Raw genomic sequence first — 16,019 nt, 5'->3', positions numbered from 1 at the left:
GTTCCATGGTTTAACCGCTGTTAATAAGGCATGGAAGTTTGTCAATTTTATAAACAGGCTTAACGAACCTTTTTACACGGCTCGCGAACCCCAAAGTAATCAGTTACCGCTTTGTAAAATAACTGTTTTTAAGCAAAAAAAAAAGCGGCTGATGCCGCTTTCTTAACAATTTGCTTTAGAGCTGATTCAGAATACTATCACTCAGGGTTAAATCTTCGTTTTGATTCACTTTAATCCCTGAATCTAAAATCGCTTGTGCAATCGATTTTGCATCATTAAGCGAGTGCATTTCATAGGTGCCACACTGGTACTCATTTAACTCTGGGATCTGAGACTGTGAACCGACGTTCAGTACATCTTTCATCGACGCTTCCCAAGCGGCAACAACACGCTCAGCAACAGGCTGCCCAATCAAACTCATATAAAAGCCCGTACGACACCCCATAGGCGACAAGTCAATAATTTCAACATCGTCGCTATTGAGATGATCACGCATGAAGCCCGCAAACAAATGCTCTAATGTGTGGATCCCTTCTTCACTCAATATGGCTTTGTTAGGTATACAAAAGCGTAAGTCGAAAACAGTGATCGTGTCGCCCTTTGGTGTCCCCATTGTTTTGGCGACCCGTACTGCAGGTGCTTCCATACGGGTATGATCAACGGTAAAACTATCTAGCAACGGCATTTAAAGCCTCCAATATACAAAATGGTCCTGACTTGGCATTTGAGGTGCAAAGTAGGTAATAACTATGTCTCAACTCGTGCACTTAGGTGAGTCAGGTACTTCGGCTAACTCAGCCCACTCTTCTGGCGTATAAGTATACATGGATAACGAGTGCAATCCGGCAGCAAATTCGTCACTCAAGGCTTCATTAATGGCACGATGACGGCCAATGAGGCGCTTGCCAACAAATGCCTCACTCACCACGACAACCTTAAAGTGAGTTTCAGCATCTTTTGGAACACGATGTTTATGGCTCTCATTAATGATTTCAAGGTGAGTCGGGCTAAGAGCGGCCCCTAGTTTATCTTTAATACTTTGGGCAATTAACATGGAAGTTCTCAATCAATGACGACCACGATTGAATATACAATGGCGTGGTGGAGTTAAATTGTGGAAGAAGGTTAATACCTGCGAAGACAAAGATCAAATTGCGGATAGACTTTGGCTAAAGTGAAATCACAAACCCAAGGATCAAAAAAGCCAGATTCCTCGAATACAGAATCTGGCCTTTTATTTAGTATGAACATGATGTGCCTTTTAATTCAACACCATCAAGCTCATTCAACCACAGCTAAACCGTGTCATGACATCAGGTTTAAGCGACATGCACTCGGACGTCGGACCCAATACCTTCAAGTAGTTCAACCACACTTTCGCTGCTAATATTTTCAGGCAGCGCGACTGAGAATTTCGATGAAAATACCGTTGAGCCGATACTGGCGACTTGATATCGATTCACTTCCATATTATCGACAACCAGTTCAAGGTTGGCAAAGACATCATCGATGTCGCGCGTCAAACCTGGGCGATCGTTGCAATCAAAAGTAAGCTCAATGGTTTTTACAGGCTCGGCATTGACTTCAGTCGCGTCATCATACCTGAAATCTAACTGGTCAAACTCAGCTTCAAGTGCTGCTTTGAGTTTTACTTCGTTTTCAGCATCGACAGAAACTTTCATCAACGCAGCAAAACGGTCATCTAGTTTAATTACGCGGTTTGAGACCCACTCACCACCTTCTGCTCGAGTTGTTTTTGCCAACGCTTTCAGTAAGCCGGGAGTGACATTTCCTAGGATGGTAGTAATAAAGATTTTTTTCATATGTTGTTCCTCTTTACAGCAGAAAAGATGAATCGGGCTGTGAAAACTAAAAGTTCGTATACATGATCTTAGCAGAATAACTGCGTTGCACTTTTTTCGAGCTTTAAATTAAAAAATCTATCGTTACGGTTTCATCATATCCCTAAAGATAAGTTAATTAAAGCCCTGATCGTGAAACTTATTCAATAAAATCAACTGCTTTAACATGAATTACTAAACTAAGATGGCACGAATTTTTATCTCAGTCGTAAGTTTGCTTTATTTTTCACCACCCTTGACTCAATCATGATGGTGAAAGTATGGAGTAAGCAACCGAAAAGTAAGGTTTATTCTCAAGTCATTCATGCGTGCACGCTTAGGCACACTATGCTGCCAGTCTTGCTGCATTGGCGCATGCATCATCAAAAGGTCCCCATGATTGAGGGTCAACTTATGCACTTGTTTAGCCACTTTATGCCGCATCAAAAAATCTCGACTTCCGCCAAGGCTAACCGAAGCAATCTGACTACCCTGAACAATCTCACGCTCGTTATCGCTATGCCAACCCATTGTGTCACACCCACCTTGATAGCAGTTGACTAAAACACCATTAAATTGAGTCGTAAATTGTTGCTGCAACAATACTCGCAGCTGTTTCAATAAAGGAGGCCAAGGCTGCGCTTTAATCATGAGAGATGAATACCGATAATCACAGCCGGGGTCCGCAAACCAAACCTGCTGTCGGGGAACCAGATGCCATCGGCCAAACACCTTTATTTTAGGGCGAACGAAAGGGTAGCCTTTGGTTTCTTCAAGCAACAACTGCCCTTGTGCCTCACTGATAAAATTTGGACGATAGGTTATTGGTGGCATCAATTCAATAGTCACACCCGCTCCTTCTGATGATTCGCGCCCAGCGAGATTGCTTGCTCAGCAACCACTGAAAACGTTGCGGTTCAGGTCGCGATTATTGTGTAAGTCTGTCATAATCCGCCCTCCAAAAGCCCCTTGCAGTGTGACATATGACGACTCATTTTTCAGTAGCTAACGCGCCAACCAATACGGTACTGACATTACAACGCTATCCCAGCAACCAAGAATCAAACCTACAAGCTTGGGATGCTGCCGATGAGCACCTATTGAAGCAACTCTCTGAGGAATCTCCCCCCCCTGTTCGCACAGCAATTTTAAATGACAGTTTTGGAACATTGACCTGTGGCCTTAAAAGCTTTGCTGCAAACTGGCCACTCTGGGTTGAGACCGATGCAAAAACCAGTCTGTTAGGTACGCAAAGTAATTTGCAAACGAACCAATTACCAAGCGAGCAGATCTCTTTTTTAAACAGTCAAGACCCCCTCCCAGATGGATTAGAGTTGGTTCTTTTAAAGCTTCCTAAAAATTTGAGCTACTTTAAATACCAATTGAATCGTTTATCTCAGATCCTTCCCCAAGGCACCCGCGTATTAATTGGGGCCAAAGCCAAGAGCATAAATAAGTCATTGTTGGCACTGATTGAAAAGAATTTGGGACCCGCAAACGCAAGCTTAACCTACAAAAAAACTCGGGTTATCACTTGTATTTTTGATGGAAAGAGACGAGAGCTTGACCCTGCGCTCACATGGTCGGTGCCAGAATACCAACTCACAATGCACAACCTTAGCAATGTGTTTGCAAGCAATAAGCTCGATATTGGAGCCCGAATCATGTTGCAACATATTCCTCAGGGCGACTACAACACCATTATCGATCTCGGTTGTGGCAATGGCATTTTAGGACTAAGAGCTGCTCAGCTAAACCCAGCAGCTCACATTCACTTTGTAGATGATTCAGAAATGGCGGTGCAATCAGCACAAACAAACTGGATTGAAAACTTCAATGCCGAAGCAAATGTCCGAGGTCACTTCCACTGGGACGATTGCTTAACCCATTTAGATCCTGATCTCAAAGCAGATCTTGTCCTCTGTAACCCGCCTTTTCATCAAGGCGAGGCCATCACCGACCATATTGCTTGGCAAATGTTCTTAGATGCTAAACGCCGATTGGCATCAGGCGGCGCTCTACAAGTTGTCGGCAATCGACACCTTGCCTATCACGTCAAGCTAAAACGGATTTTTCGCAATTGTGAGACCATTGCTTCAAACGGCAAATTTGTCATTTTACAAGCCATAAAAGACTAACGCAGCCTGGTAGCCGCGATAAGGCATATATCGGTGACTACCAACGGGAATAGTGATCTTCTGTTAAACCGAGCACTTGGCTAAGTGAGTAGTGACGATTTTGATTGTCAATGATATGCCCAGAGAAGTGCCCGAGGTATTGGCGGAAGTTATTCTGTAAGAACCACAAGTTCAGTTTATCGCACCGTCGATTCACAGGCCTAAAGTGGAGATCTATTTTTCCATCTGCGCTATGAAGGTGCCAAGGTCGCTCAATCTGACGCATTCCACCACAATTCCCATACCGCGAAAAGTCAAACTGCACCGGTCCGAGTAAATGGCGCTCACCGTTAATCCAGAATACATTCTCGGTTGCACCGGTTTCATTAACGCCGGCAGCCAAGTTTAACCCCATAATGCCTTCATCAATATGTGCGCTTATACTCGCCCATCGCCAACTTGTTTCTCTGCGTAAATAACCTGCGGTAAAGTCATAAGCAGCCAATGCCTGATTCAGCGGCTGGGGCTCAAACTGCACATCTAGCTGACCTACAACTTTCAAACCATTGTGCTTTTGGGTATAGCTCCAGCCGCTATAACCACAAGGTGTACATACAGCAATCGGTAAACTCAGTGCCGCAGGCACCAGCTTCACATCCGCTTTCACCTGCATGGTTTCTAAGTTGACATGCCATAGACCATCAATAATCTCGATCTTTAAAAATTCTCCTCGATTCCCCACAAAAGATACACCTTGCATGGGAGATGAGGTCATTTTCAAACCTTTGCTTAATGGCCGCAACCAAGTGCTTTGTGTCATTTCATCACGTCTGATGTCATAGAGATAACAAAAAGCACTGCCAACATAACGAATGTCTGCGAGCGCGAGGGCAATAACATAACGGGGCGTATGAATGACAACAAATTGAAACTGTTTAAAATCGAAATGTTTTGCAAACTTGGAGGCAGGTTTATCCATGGGGGTGCGATAGTCATAAAGCTCTTGACTCAATGACTCGACAATACCATCGAACAATCCATACTCTGGCATTCCTGACACACTTGAAACAAGCTGCTCTGGCGCGGGCTGGCTTCCATAAATAATCGACTCTTGAGGCTTTAATTGTTCTTGCATAACCTTCAAACACCCTGTCGTTTGGCATCAAGGCCACTCTAACTCGAAGTCTCACAAGTTTAAAGAACAATATGACAAACAGTCACATAACGCTTTTTATTGTCACAAACATCACATTCTGCCCTCCCGCTATACAAGCAAAGGGTTCCGCCAACGCTCCACATAAAAAAGTCATGCTGCCACTGCCACTAGAAAACAGTGTAAGTTCTGGTATTCTGTAGACCAGAATTCATCGACCAATCTTAACTATGAGACTTTTTCAGAAGCAATACCATAATCATTCCCAAGGTTTTTTCCAGAAACTTCGCGCGCTTCTTATTTGCTTCAGCCTAGGGTTGGTAATCGCAGGATGTAGTACCCACAAACCAAGTCAGATTGCGCTCAACCCGATGGTTCCTCAGGTCGAAGCTCAAACCCATCAATATACTGCGCTAGCCATCCAAACATTAGATACCCGTTCGGCAAACTATATTGTGCGCTTTAATAACAAAGACGATGCCGCTAAACTTGTCAGTCCAAGTGAACCGCCGAGAAAGCAATTGCATGCCGTTTTTGAAAGTGGCTTTACCAGGGCTGGCTATAAAATCACGCCAAATGCCAACCGCCACATCAAATTTGAATTGCAGCAATTATTGACCGATGTCGATGAGTCTCTCTTTTCCTTTGTCGCAAAGCACCAGATCGTTATTCGTGCCGTTGCTGATAACGATAACAAACAACTGATTAAAACTTTTAGCGCCAAGGGCAAGCTAGAAGGACCGCTAAAAGCAGATTTTGCTACGCTAGAGCTTGATATGAACAAATTGTTGCTGCAAATCACCAGTGACATTATTAACGACGATGAAATAAATCAGTTTTTTAAATAAACTCAAACGGAATTCATATGAAGCGGATCTTTACAGCCCTCATACTGCTCTTTACGCCACTCTTTGCCAATGCAGTGGATATACAAGCCGACACCCTTTATCCGAAGGTTGAGATGACCACCAGCATGGGCACCATTGTCATCGAACTTGATAGAACTCGTGCACCGATTACGGTTGACAACTTTCTAACCTACGTCGTCAAAGGGGATTACGACAATACAATTTTCCACCGCATCATCCCTGAGTTTGTCGTTCAAGGTGGCGGCCTCAGCCCAAACATCGAAGAACTCCCTGAACTCGCTCCAATTGTGAATGAATCGGGCAATGGCTTATCCAACAGTCTGGGCACAATTGCGATGGCAAGAGATACTGAACCGCATACTGCGACGCGTCAATTCTACTTCAATGTCGGAGAAAACAATCGCCTTGACCCGTCTTCTCGTCGTTGGGGTTACGCGGTATTTGGTGAAGTTATATCGGGTATGGAAGTTCTCGAAGCAATGGCTCTGGTAACGACAGGGGAAAACGCAAAGCTGGGCTGGCCAGACTTCCCTATCAAGCCGATTATTTTAAATCGTGCGCGCTTGCTCCCTCGAGAAAGATAAACCCAACCAATACAAAACTGGAACAATAGCTGAGCAATGCAGTAAGGACGACCGCAATGAACAATGGAGCCCAAGGATTGACAGCCGACGACTTTATTGAGGACAAAGCGCCGCAATTGGCGTTTTATTGTCGAGCGATGCTGTCTGGGCAGATAGATTTTCAAGAGATCCAGCACTACCTTTGGGATACGCTCGAAGAGTGGCAACAGCTCCACACGCCAGGCGAAGCTGATACAGATTTAGAACGCGTGTTTTGGTACACCCTCCATACATTAGATGAATGGCCAGCTTGGATGTTTAAAGCCAACCAACAACTTCGTGAACTTGTCAGCGATTGTAGTACTTACCTTTGTATCGGTGGTCAATTGCCTAAAAATTGTATCGGCATCCGCCCATAGGTCAGTTATCCACTGAAAAGCTTGAATCGCCTCTTTAAGCTGCGTACCCTGAAGCAGCATAGACAAAAGAAGTTTTAAACGGATTTTTTCTTAATTGTCATAAAGAAAAGCACAGCTTGCGCTGCAAACCTGTTTTCATCATTGACCTCTAAGCAAAGACAATTGCGACCTAGGATCTGAACTTGCTAGCAAAGACTATCGACGCCTTTTCTGTATACTGCCAAAAACGAGTCCTCATTTTATTGTTACTCGGTTTTTCCGCGGGCTTGCCACTCATGCTCGTTTTTTCAACACTGTCTTTTTGGCTACGAGAAGCAGGGATCGACCGCACTGCGATCGGCTATTTTAGCTGGATTGCACTGGCTTACGCATTCAAATGGGCTTGGTCCCCTTTAGTCGACCGATTATCCCTCCCAATTCTAAGTCAACTGTTCGGGCGGCGACGGGCCTGGATGTTATTTGCACAATCCCTCCTCGTTATCGCCATTTGCGGCATGGCCACCAGCGACCCACTGCAAGATCTCGATAAGCTTGCCCTGTTCGCGCTGATGGTCGCTTTTGCGTCGGCCACTCAAGATATCGTCATTGACGCATTTCGAATAGAATCGGCGCCACAACGTATGCAGGCGGCTTTGGCGGCGGCCTACCAAGTGGGTTATCGCAGTGCCATGATTGTCGCGACCGCAGGTGCACTCACCATCGCAGCCTGGGTTGAGCCGAGCAGCGAGCAGTATTCGCTAGCCTCATGGCAAACCGCCTATTGGGCCATGGCGGCACTGATGTTTATCGGTATTTTGACCACGTTAATGAGTCAAGAGCCAGAGGTCGACACCCAACAAGCCGCTGAAATAGAATCCAATTTGAAACAACAACTCGCCGCGCGTTATCCCAAGGCAATTGCTGCTACTTTGTCTTGGTTATATACCGCTGGCGCGCTTCCCTTCATCGATTTTTTCAAACGCTACGGGCGTAGCGCGATTGTCATTTTGCTGCTGATTTCCTGCTATCGAATTTCAGACATTGTGATGGGGATTATGGCGAATGTGTTCTACGTTGATATGGGGTTTAGTAAGGCAGAAATTGCATACATCAGCAAGATCTACGGTCTAATTATGACTCTAATTGGCGCAGCATTTGGTGGGGTTTTGTTAGCTCGATTTGGCACCATGAAAATCCTATTTCTCGGCGCCCTACTTGTTGCAGTGACCAACTTGCTATTTGCATGGCAAGCCGTAATTGGCTACGACGTTAGCTTACTCACAATAGTCATTTCCATTGATAATTTCAGTGCTGGTATCGCAACGGCCGCCTTCATTGCTTATCTGTCTAGCTTGACGAGTACTGGCTATAGCGCAACGCAATATGCGCTGTTGTCATCGATTATGTTGCTGTTCCCTAAATTTGTAGCCGGGTTCTCAGGAGCCTATGTCGACAGTTTCGGTTACGTTAATTTCTTTGTCGCTGCCAGTCTCATTGGGCTGCCCGTATTGCTTTTAGTCATTATCGTTGCCCGTTTGTCTCCGCCTGAAGCTGAAAATGACAACAACGTTGAAACCGAACCCCAAGTTACTTTCGAGTCACAACAAAAATAAGCATCAATGATTCTCAGAGCTTTCACTGCACACAAAAAAGAGCGCCATAGCGCTCTTTTTTTCGAATCCTAAAATCAATCTCTAAAGTTATTAAATTGAAATGGTTGCCCAAGTTCAGCTTCACGGGCAATTGCCATGACCGACTGTAAGTCGTCTCGCTTTTTCCCTGTGACCCTTACAGAATCCCCTTGAATAGCCGACTGCACTTTCAACTTACTGTCTTTGATTTTCTTAACCAGTTTTTTCGCCGTGAGTGAATCAATACCTTGCTTAAAGTTCACCTTCTTTGAGAAGGTCTTGCCACTATGAACCGCTTTCTCATCTACTTCCATCGCGGCAGGATCAACACTACGCTTACTCAATTGCATGCGCAAAACATCAACCATCTGATTCACTTGAAAGTCATCTTCAGCACTCAGTGTGACCTGATGATCTTTATATTCAACACCGAATTCTTTGCCTCGAAAATCGAAACGGCTATCAAGTTCGCGTTTGGTATTATCAACGGCATTGCGTAACTCAACTTCATCTACTTCTGAAACAATATCAAATGACGGCATGACGGATTCCTACATTAATTTATACTGAGCGCTAGTGTACTCATTTGAAATCAGGTTTTGCAATTAGGTCACAGATTTTTGTATTCAAACGCCGCTAAACTCAATATTGATGACATTGGTTAGCCATTTAATTATGATGGAGAAAACCACAAATTCACTTAAACGCGTGTTTACAAAACAAAACCTATTTAAACTAACGCTACTGATAGCACTGCTAATCATCAGTTATCTGGTATTTTCTCGTCCGAATTACTCCCAGAGCATCGCCCATATTGACAAAGTAGGTCACTTTGGCAGCTTTTTTGTTTTGTCATTTCTTAGCTATTTCGCCTTTAAACCCAAGTGGTATATCGTCGCTACAGCGTTAGGATGTTACGCCATTGCGATTGAACTCATTCAAGCTAAATTACCTTATCGTAGTGCGTCTACAGCTGATTTCATCGCCGATATGGCGGGCGTTGCGAGCTTTTATCTCTTACTTTGGTTGGCCAATAAATGGCGTAAACCAACGACAACATCAGTTTCCAAATGAGCCACATCGCGATGTATCATATTGGCATTTTAGGGGCAGGGGCAATTGGTCAGCTTTTACATCACCAACTGCAAAAGCATGCCTCGAACCATCAGTTGTATTTGATTGGGCGAACAAAAGGCCCCACACAGAACCTCACATTTGAATCACTTGCAGGCGAGCAACAATCAGAACCGGTAAACTGGGTCAACTGTCAGCAACTTGATGTAACGTCGCACAAGCAACTACAACAGCTAGATTTATTGATTGTCACCGTCAAGGCTTATCAAGTCACCGAGGCTCTGACCCCACTGCTCCAATATTTAAACCAAAGCTGTCATATCTTGCTACTACACAATGGGATGGGGCCTCACTTGCAGGTCGCCCCGATTATTGGAAGTCGAGGCCTCAGCTTAGGCACCACATCACAAGCGGCACTTAAACATAACCGCTTTGCCACAAAGCAAACTGGCGAAGGGCTCACACAAATTGGCCATTATCAAGGCTCAGAGCTTACTGCAGAACTCTGGCAACTCCTGTTAAATGCAATCCCAAATAGTCAAAAAGTAGACTCTGTATTGCTCGCTTTATGGCAAAAGTTAGCAATAAATGCCGCAATTAACCCTTTAACCGCGCTGAACAAATGCGCCAATGGCGAACTTGCACAACCACAATACAAAGCTCAAATTGAGCGGATTGTGGCTGAATTAGTTGAAGTGGCTGCAGCAGACGGTATTGTACTTGAGCAAACGGCATTGCTTGAGCGAGTTTATCGTGTAATCAAGCTGACCAAAGCCAACTTTTCTTCCATGCATCAAGATGTACACCATCAGCGTCAAACAGAAATAGCAGCCATTAACGGCTATATAGTGCTACGAGCACAGACGCATCAAATCGACACGCCCGTGAATACCAAATTGCTTGGCGAAATTCAGCAATTATCGTAAATGTTGCCGTGGTTTTTGCGTCATTTATTCTGACGCAAACGTTGGCTTGCACCCGACTCCATCCAAAGGGTTCAGCGAACAACAACACGGTATCGTTTCAACAACCCAAAGACATTGCTCGCAACAAAGTCACAACATTTGCCATCGCACGATGCACTACCTGGTGTCATAGGTGTCAACTTGGGTGAACAAATAGCGCAAGTCTGCTTGCCATTTCAAAATTAAGTTTCACCAAATTGCTTGGGAATACAGGCGTTTTGTGACTAATATAGTCAGAAGAGAATATATTGGTGCGCGCTTGCGATTTTTGAAAACCTCTTGCTTCATTACGTGCCGCGACACCAAAAATAAAATAACAAACTAGAAACAAAATAGCGCGATCATTAGCGCCGGTTAGACATTGCTGCGTAAGACGGCAGGCGAGACCTTCAATTTATAATAATAAAAATTTGGTGGAGAGTAGTATGCAACGAGAACAGTGGAATTCTCGCGTGGGCTTCATTTTGGCTGCCGTAGGCTCAGCGATTGGCTTAGGTAATATTTGGCGATTTCCATATATGGCGTATGAAAATGGCGGCGGTGCGTTTTTCATCCCCTATCTATTCGCCATGCTCTCAGCCGGTATCCCTTTCATGATCATGGAATTTAGTCTGGGTCACAAGCTTCGAGGCGCCGCACCAAAAGTGTTTGCCAAATTGGGCGGAAAGCTCGAATGGCTAGGGTGGTTTCAAGTCTTTATTGCTGCAGTGATCGGCGTTTACTACGTCGCGGTCATTGCTTGGGCCATGTCCTATCTATGCTTCTCCTTTGATCAAAGCTGGGGGGATGATCCCAATGCCTTCTTCTTCAATGAATATTTACAACTGGGCCAGAATTCTCCCACTCACCTCGGTAATTTTCAATCGCATATTATTTTCCCCATGGTTATCGCATGGACCATCACTTCCCTTGCGGTATTTACCGGCGTCAAAGCAGGAATTGAGCGCGCGAGCAAAGTGATGATGCCGCTATTGGCGCTGATGGTATTGGTGATCATCGGCCGTGTTATATTTTTACCCGGCGCAATGGAAGGCCTCAACTACATGTTTGAGCCAGATTTCAGCAAACTCCTCGATGCTAAAGTGTGGTCGGCAGCCTATGGGCAAATATTCTTTAGCCTCAGTGTCGGCTTTGCGATCATGCTCGCCTACTCCAGCTATTTACCTGATAAATCAGACATCAGCAATAACGCCTTTATGACCGTTTTAATCAATTGTGGCTTTTCAATTACCGCTGGCATACTCATATTTGGCATCCTAGGTTATATGGCGCAAGAACAAGCAAAGCCCATTACTGAAGTCGTCTCTTCCGGCGTTGGGTTGGCATTCGTGACGTTGCCCGCTGCCATCAACTTATTGCCCCTGCCATATATTATGGGGCCTTTGCTGTTCTTAGCACTCGTGGTCGCAGGCTTAAGCTCGCACATCTCTATTGTCGAAGCCGTCATCTCAGCCATTATTGATAAGCTGAATTGGCCTCGGAAAAAAGCTGCAAGCATCGTTTGTGGCGGTGGTTTCTTAATTTCAATGGCCTTTGCCACAAACGGCGGATTACTGTTACTCGATTTAGTGGATTACTTCATCAACAATATTGCTCTGCTGACAAGCTGCCTTATCGAGTTGCTCATCATCACCTGGTTGTTCAAAGTTGCAGATGTTCGCGAGCACGTGAATCAGTTTTCAGAAGTAAAAGTCGGCATGTGGTTTGAAATCTGCCTACGGTTTATTAGCCCGATCATGCTCGCGATTATTTTAGGAAACAACTTACTCACGACATTGAACGAAGGCTATGGCGGATACCCAGCATTCGACCAACTCGTGTTGGGCTGGTGCCTCGTTGCCACCATGTTAGGCGTCGCTTTTATTATCAACCTCGTGACTCTGGGTAAAGGCAAACAGGAGCCAAGACTATGACAACAAGTGCAATAATAATGATGTTATTTGGTTTAGGAATTACTTGGGGTGGCGCCGCAGTTTGCATCTCGATTGCGATGAATCAGCACCATAAAGATAAACAATAACCCACGATTTTCGTAGACAAAAAAACCGAGCCTTCACAGCTCGGTTTTTATTCATGTGCGCCATGCACATGGGGCTATTCGTCGTTTAGATCATCATCTAAATCCCAAGCATTTGCTGAATCATCTAGCTCTTCTTCATCTTCAGCATCTTCGCGAGCTTCTAATGCAAGGGCAGCAGCAAGCGCTTTGGCTTGCTCGGCTTCTAATCGAACTTCACGCTTCGCAGCTTTGCGTTGATTACGCTCTGCCAAACTATCAACAAAAGCTTTTAATTCTGCTTCGCCCCAAGCCGCGGCTTCTGCTTCGGTCTTAAAGCCAGCTTGTGATTTTGAAACCATAGATTTACGCGCTGACACTCTGCGCACAATATTTGCAGTCCAGACATCACCCTCTTGGGCAACAGCATAGGCATACTTTGGATTAGTCATTAACTCATTATCCTCAATTAAAAATTCTCAACATCACTTAAGGACAACTCGGTCAACTCCGAATACGCCAATTCACGCCTAGCACTTGCTTGGGCAGTGAGTGATTACTTGCTCTACAGTATTGATGGCATCGGTCCTAGTCAGCGATGCCAAAAATTAGGAGCGCAAGATTACCACTAGAACCCAATAAACTAAACCAATACTTTAAATGCCGTTTAAATTATGGCAATAAAACTTGTTAGGTGACGGTCTCTCTTGTTAACAGTTGGTCGAACAATTCAAGGAAACCATTATGCGCTCCCTATTCATTTCAATCTCACTTTTAATTCTACTGGCAGGTTGTACGAGCCTAGGTAATCAACCGATTTACAATGACAATGGCGTGGCAGTGAACGGTTACGATGTGGTTGCTTACTTCACTGAATCGAAAGCTGTCCAAGGGAACCCTGCCTTTACAGTGCGATACAACAATATCAATTGGCTCTTTAGTAATGAAAAGCATCAACAACTGTTTTCGAGCAACCCACAGCAATATGTACCTCAGTATGGCGGTTACTGTGCCTATGCAATGTCAGATGGTTTTGTTGTCGATACCGACCCCAATGCTTTTACTGTGTATCAGGATAAGCTGTACTTAAACTATTCCCTAAGCGTCCGTGACAACTGGCTAGACAATAGAAATAGATTTATTGCTGAAGCCGATATCCATTGGCAGAAAAAAATCCGTCAACCATAGCGAATCCACACCGATTAACGTCGTCGATAAGAAACTCAAGGGGCTGTCTACAAGTCGTCTAGTGAAGCAGAGGCTATTCACTCAGTGCTCAGTGCTCAGTGCTCAGTGCTACATATTGCCTGTAACAGACTATGGGGCAAGAAATGTGTAACACCATCGATTCGAAGAGGCGAGTCACTCCATATCAGTCCGCTTGCAATCTTGCTCTGCGCGGGAACTGGCGGAGACTCCAAAAAGATAGTGCGTAAGAAGTGTCGCAGAAGTGTTTACACTTCAGATAGGCACAAGTGATAGGTTGCATTACCATTGCTGTCTTCACCCATTTCATCGCGCTGATCATTACGGCCTTACTGAATACTTAGCCCCACATCACCATAATGGCGGCCACAGCAATTAATATTAGCCCTGCAATGTCTTTTCGAGTGAGCTTATCTCTAAGCCAAAAGTGAGCAATCAGTAGCGTAAACAGTACTTCTATTTGACCAAGGGTTTTCACATACGGCACAGTCTGCATCGACATTGCACTAAACCAACCAATAGAACCGATACAGGAAAACAAGCTTGTTGCGCCAACTAATTTTGGCCTTTGCCATAGCTGCACTAGGGTTTGCCGCTGCCGCCAACCCAAATAAACGAGCAGCAACAGGGTTTGCATGGTGATGACGATAAATAGCACCCATGCCGCACGGTGGGTATAAGGCAAATCTAAGCTGAGACTCGCTTCTCTAACCCATAGCGAAGTTAAAGCAAATGAGGCGCCACTCGCCAATCCGATCACTAGGGTTTTAAGTGATAGCTGGCGCCAACCTGCTTTACTACTCAATAGAAAGATAGCAACACCCCCCACCAAAACGCCACTCCAGCCGAGCAAAGACAGTTGCGTGCCAAAAAAGACCGTCCCGAGCATTGCAGCAATCAATGCTTCACTTTTGGCCAGCCCAGCGCCAATAGCAAAGTTACGTTGTTGAAATAACAAAACCATAAGGCCAGTGGCCAAAATCTGCATTAAAGCCGCGCCTCCGGCGTAGCTCACTACCACAATATTCCATGTTGGTAGCGGTGCATCCTGCCAATGATAGAGCCCGACTAAATAAAGCAGTGCAATCGGGCCAGCCCATAGGAACCGTGCGAGGGTGACACCGGCAGCATTCACATCTCTTGATAGCTTTCCTTGAAAAGCGTTGCGCCAAGACTGCATAAATGCGGCTAAAAAAGTAAATGCTATCCAGCTCAACTCTACCCCCAAAATCTAAGTTTAATAACGTTCATATGCGTCATAAAAAAAGCCCCGTAATCTGTTACGGGGCTTTCATCATAAGACCGATAAGCAACGAAAACTACTGACTTGTATCAATTGCTGGGAATGATTTGACTAAATCATCCACGGCTTTCATCTGTATTAAGTAGTTCTCTAGCTGTGCAAGTGGTAACGCGCAAGGACCATCGCACTTCGCTTCGTCTGGGTTCGGATGCGCTTCAATAAAGAGGCCGGCAATTCCTAATGCCATACCACTTCGAGCAAGTTCAGTGGCTTGCGCACGACGGCCGCCAGCTGAATCCGCACGGCCACCAGGGCGTTGCAGTGCGTGCGTGGCATCAAAGATCACTGGGTAACCGGTTTGCTTCATTTCATCCATGCCGAGCATGTCTACAACCAAGTTATTGTAACCAAAGCTACTTCCTCGCTCACACAACATGATTTCATCATTACCCGCTTCATTGAACTTGGTAATAATATGGCGCATCTCGTGGGGCGCTAAAAACTGTGGTTTTTTCACATTGATCACCGCACCAGTTTTTGCCATAGAAACGACCAAGTCAGTTTGACGTGCCAAAAATGCAGGTAATTGAATCACATCTACAACTTCTGCCACTGGGGCACACTGGTAAGGCTCATGTACATCAGTAATTAACGGTACATTGAATGTCGATTTAATTTCCTCAAAAATTTTTAAACCAGCTTCCATTCCAGGCCCACGGTAAGAGTTAACCGAGGAGCGATTCGCCTTGTCGAAAGACGCCTTAAAGACGTAGGGAACCCCTAGTTTTGTGGTGGTCTCAACGTAGGTTTCCGCAATTCGCATTGCCAAGTCACGAGACTCAAGTACATTCATACCACCAAATAGGACAAACGGCTTATCGTTTGCTACTGAAATATCGCCTAATTCAATCGTTTTGATACTCATGGTACCTTCTCTCTTTTCGGGCTAGAGCCGAGCCCTAG

General features: G+C 45.0%; 19 protein-coding genes. 10 read left to right on the top strand and 9 right to left on the bottom strand.

The features are described from left to right. Nucleotides 1-175 precede the first annotated feature (175 nt). From luxS to IEY18_RS03835, 4 genes are all read right to left on the bottom strand, one after another. Nucleotides 176-685 (bottom strand): S-ribosylhomocysteine lyase, encoded by a 510-nt coding sequence (luxS, locus tag IEY18_RS03850; RefSeq protein WP_188918019.1) that lies wholly within the window; start codon nt 683-685, stop codon nt 176-178. Nucleotides 686-754: 69 nt separating this feature from the next. Further along, a complete protein-coding gene (locus IEY18_RS03845) occupies nt 755-1,054 on the bottom strand; it encodes a BolA family protein (protein ID WP_188918018.1) in 300 nt (99 codons plus the stop codon). A 265-nt stretch (nt 1,055-1,319) separates the two neighbouring features. After that, entirely contained in the window at nt 1,320-1,823 is a 504-nt protein-coding gene (locus IEY18_RS03840) for a glycine cleavage system transcriptional repressor (RefSeq protein ID WP_188918016.1), read from the bottom strand. 279 nt (nt 1,824-2,102) lie between these two features. Then, nucleotides 2,103-2,690, bottom strand: a complete 588-nt coding sequence (locus tag IEY18_RS03835; protein ID WP_229779725.1) for an alpha-ketoglutarate-dependent dioxygenase AlkB family protein — start codon at nt 2,688-2,690, stop codon at nt 2,103-2,105. Nucleotides 2,691-2,824: 134 nt separating this feature from the next. On the opposite strand from IEY18_RS03835, the gene IEY18_RS03830 reads away from it, so the two are divergent. Further along, a complete protein-coding gene (locus tag IEY18_RS03830) occupies nt 2,825-3,979 on the top strand; it encodes a methyltransferase (RefSeq protein WP_188918014.1) in 1,155 nt (384 codons plus the stop codon). A gap of 37 nt (nt 3,980-4,016) precedes the next feature. Here IEY18_RS03830 and IEY18_RS03825 read toward each other — a convergent pair whose 3' ends face one another. Next, nucleotides 4,017-5,093 carry a DUF2804 domain-containing protein gene (locus IEY18_RS03825; protein ID WP_188918012.1) on the bottom strand — a complete coding sequence of 359 codons (1,077 nt, stop codon included), beginning with the start codon at nt 5,091-5,093 and terminating at the stop codon, nt 4,017-4,019. Between the two features lie 248 nt (nt 5,094-5,341). Here IEY18_RS03825 and IEY18_RS03820 point away from each other — a divergent pair, with 248 nt between their 5' ends. The 4 genes from IEY18_RS03820 (at nt 5,342) to IEY18_RS03805 (ending at nt 8,554) form a co-directional block, all read left to right on the top strand. Beyond that, nucleotides 5,342-5,959: a YajG family lipoprotein gene (locus IEY18_RS03820; protein ID WP_188918011.1), complete on the top strand. Its 618-nt coding sequence runs from the start codon at nt 5,342-5,344 to the stop codon at nt 5,957-5,959. Between the two features lie 17 nt (nt 5,960-5,976). Continuing rightward, nucleotides 5,977-6,564, top strand: coding sequence for a peptidylprolyl isomerase (locus IEY18_RS03815; protein ID WP_188918008.1), 588 nt, complete (start codon nt 5,977-5,979; stop codon nt 6,562-6,564). A gap of 77 nt (nt 6,565-6,641) precedes the next feature. After that, on the top strand, nt 6,642-6,962 hold the full coding sequence (locus IEY18_RS03810; RefSeq protein WP_188919133.1) for a hypothetical protein: 321 nt from the start codon (nt 6,642-6,644) through the stop codon (nt 6,960-6,962). Nucleotides 6,963-7,144: 182 nt separating this feature from the next. Then, nucleotides 7,145-8,554, top strand: coding sequence for an AmpG family muropeptide MFS transporter (locus IEY18_RS03805; protein WP_373290710.1), 1,410 nt, complete (start codon nt 7,145-7,147; stop codon nt 8,552-8,554). A gap of 74 nt (nt 8,555-8,628) precedes the next feature. Here the strand turns inward: IEY18_RS03805 and IEY18_RS03800 are convergent, their stop codons facing one another. Beyond that, nucleotides 8,629-9,114 carry a YajQ family cyclic di-GMP-binding protein gene (locus IEY18_RS03800; protein ID WP_188918006.1) on the bottom strand — a complete coding sequence of 162 codons (486 nt, stop codon included), beginning with the start codon at nt 9,112-9,114 and terminating at the stop codon, nt 8,629-8,631. Nucleotides 9,115-9,280: 166 nt separating this feature from the next. Here IEY18_RS03800 and IEY18_RS03795 point away from each other — a divergent pair, with 166 nt between their 5' ends. From IEY18_RS03795 to IEY18_RS03780, 4 genes are all read left to right on the top strand, one after another. After that, entirely contained in the window at nt 9,281-9,646 is a 366-nt protein-coding gene (locus tag IEY18_RS03795) for a VanZ family protein (RefSeq protein ID WP_229779763.1), read from the top strand. After that, a complete protein-coding gene (locus tag IEY18_RS03790) occupies nt 9,643-10,572 on the top strand; it encodes a ketopantoate reductase family protein (protein WP_188918004.1) in 930 nt (309 codons plus the stop codon). Before IEY18_RS03795 ends, IEY18_RS03790 begins: the two co-directional genes overlap by 4 nt. A 464-nt stretch (nt 10,573-11,036) precedes the next feature. Further along, nucleotides 11,037-12,524, top strand: coding sequence for a sodium-dependent transporter (locus IEY18_RS03785; RefSeq protein WP_188918002.1), 1,488 nt, complete (start codon nt 11,037-11,039; stop codon nt 12,522-12,524). After that, nucleotides 12,521-12,631, top strand: coding sequence for a methionine/alanine import family NSS transporter small subunit (locus IEY18_RS03780; protein WP_188918000.1), 111 nt, complete (start codon nt 12,521-12,523; stop codon nt 12,629-12,631). Before IEY18_RS03785 ends, IEY18_RS03780 begins: the two co-directional genes overlap by 4 nt. A 74-nt stretch (nt 12,632-12,705) precedes the next feature. Here the strand turns inward: IEY18_RS03780 and IEY18_RS03775 are convergent, their stop codons facing one another. Beyond that, nucleotides 12,706-13,059 (bottom strand): DUF3622 domain-containing protein, encoded by a 354-nt coding sequence (locus IEY18_RS03775; protein ID WP_188917998.1) that lies wholly within the window; start codon nt 13,057-13,059, stop codon nt 12,706-12,708. Between the two features lie 292 nt (nt 13,060-13,351). On the opposite strand from IEY18_RS03775, the gene IEY18_RS03770 reads away from it, so the two are divergent. Further along, the gene (locus IEY18_RS03770) at nt 13,352-13,795 is read left to right on the top strand and encodes a YHS domain-containing (seleno)protein (RefSeq protein WP_188917996.1); all 444 of its coding nucleotides are present in this window, start codon (nt 13,352-13,354) and stop codon (nt 13,793-13,795) included. Between the two features lie 358 nt (nt 13,796-14,153). On the opposite strand, the gene IEY18_RS03765 is transcribed toward IEY18_RS03770, so the two are convergent. Further along, a complete protein-coding gene (locus IEY18_RS03765) occupies nt 14,154-14,993 on the bottom strand; it encodes an EamA family transporter (RefSeq protein ID WP_229779762.1) in 840 nt (279 codons plus the stop codon). Between the two features lie 139 nt (nt 14,994-15,132). Further along, a complete protein-coding gene (kdsA, locus tag IEY18_RS03760; RefSeq protein ID WP_188917992.1) occupies nt 15,133-15,981 on the bottom strand; it encodes a 3-deoxy-8-phosphooctulonate synthase in 849 nt (282 codons plus the stop codon). Between the last annotated feature and the right edge of the window lie 38 nt (nt 15,982-16,019).

Source organism: Shewanella gelidii (assembly GCF_014647855.1).
Lineage (GTDB): Bacteria > Pseudomonadota > Gammaproteobacteria > Enterobacterales > Shewanellaceae > Shewanella > Shewanella gelidii.
The sequence above is the reverse complement of the archived record's forward strand: the minus strand, read 5'-3'. Positions and strand labels throughout refer to the sequence as shown.

Bases quoted from the DNA above. Each gene is read 5' to 3' on its own strand.
- IEY18_RS03790 (WP_188918004.1), top strand. From the start codon at position 9,643: ATGAGCCACATCGCGATGTATCATATTGGCATTTTAGGGGCAGGGGCA.
- kdsA (WP_188917992.1), bottom strand. From the start codon at position 15,981: ATGAGTATCAAAACGATTGAATTAGGCGATATTTCAGTAGCAAACGAT.
- IEY18_RS03830 (WP_188918014.1), top strand. From the start codon at position 2,825: ATGACGACTCATTTTTCAGTAGCTAACGCGCCAACCAATACGGTACTG.
- IEY18_RS03770 (WP_188917996.1), top strand. From the start codon at position 13,352: ATGCGCTCCCTATTCATTTCAATCTCACTTTTAATTCTACTGGCAGGT.
- IEY18_RS03785 (WP_188918002.1), top strand. From the start codon at position 11,037: ATGCAACGAGAACAGTGGAATTCTCGCGTGGGCTTCATTTTGGCTGCC.
- IEY18_RS03815 (WP_188918008.1), top strand. From the start codon at position 5,977: ATGAAGCGGATCTTTACAGCCCTCATACTGCTCTTTACGCCACTCTTT.
- IEY18_RS03765 (WP_229779762.1), bottom strand. From the start codon at position 14,993: ATGCAGTCTTGGCGCAACGCTTTTCAAGGAAAGCTATCAAGAGATGTG.
- IEY18_RS03825 (WP_188918012.1), bottom strand. From the start codon at position 5,093: ATGCAAGAACAATTAAAGCCTCAAGAGTCGATTATTTATGGAAGCCAG.
- IEY18_RS03845 (WP_188918018.1), bottom strand. From the start codon at position 1,054: ATGTTAATTGCCCAAAGTATTAAAGATAAACTAGGGGCCGCTCTTAGC.
- IEY18_RS03820 (WP_188918011.1), top strand. From the start codon at position 5,342: ATGAGACTTTTTCAGAAGCAATACCATAATCATTCCCAAGGTTTTTTC.
- IEY18_RS03800 (WP_188918006.1), bottom strand. From the start codon at position 9,114: ATGCCGTCATTTGATATTGTTTCAGAAGTAGATGAAGTTGAGTTACGC.
- IEY18_RS03775 (WP_188917998.1), bottom strand. From the start codon at position 13,059: ATGACTAATCCAAAGTATGCCTATGCTGTTGCCCAAGAGGGTGATGTC.
- IEY18_RS03780 (WP_188918000.1), top strand. From the start codon at position 12,521: ATGACAACAAGTGCAATAATAATGATGTTATTTGGTTTAGGAATTACT.
- IEY18_RS03840 (WP_188918016.1), bottom strand. From the start codon at position 1,823: ATGAAAAAAATCTTTATTACTACCATCCTAGGAAATGTCACTCCCGGC.
- luxS (WP_188918019.1), bottom strand. From the start codon at position 685: ATGCCGTTGCTAGATAGTTTTACCGTTGATCATACCCGTATGGAAGCA.